This window comes from Priestia sp. 10L35 (assembly GCF_056395685.1).
Window position 1 is genome coordinate 1 of sequence record NZ_JBFTKA010000072.1, and the last position, 359, is coordinate 359.

Sequence of the window (359 nt, forward strand, 5' to 3'; positions counted from 1 at the left end):
TTAATTATTTTTGTTCGGTGTAGGATTAAGAGAAGAGAAATCTCTTCCATAGAAATTTTCATCTTAAGATAGTATGGTTGGACAAGGGTAGTAATATAAGTGTGGAGTATTCCACACTAGGAGGCAATATTATGGAACAAGGTACAGTGAAATGGTTTAATGCAGACAAAGGCTTCGGTTTTATCGAAATCGAAGGCGGAGACGATGTATTCGTACATTTCAGCTCTATTCAAAGTGAAGGCTTTAAATCGTTAGACGAAGGTCAAAAAGTAACGTTTGATATCGAACAAGGTCAACGTGGAGCACAAGCTGCTAACGTTCATAAAGTAGCATAATCAAAATGAGTAAAAAAGACTCCA

The 359-nt window shown here is 36.5% G+C and carries 1 protein-coding gene; it reads left to right on the forward strand.

Annotation, left to right across the window (positions count from 1 at the left end; translation table 11 throughout):
- Window positions 1-131: 131 nt before the first annotated feature.
- The gene (locus tag AC1DEF_RS29405; RefSeq protein WP_047934552.1) at window positions 132-335 is read left to right on the forward strand and encodes a cold-shock protein; all 204 of its coding nucleotides are present in this window, start codon (window positions 132-134) and stop codon (window positions 333-335) included.
- Window positions 336-359 lie beyond the last annotated feature (24 nt).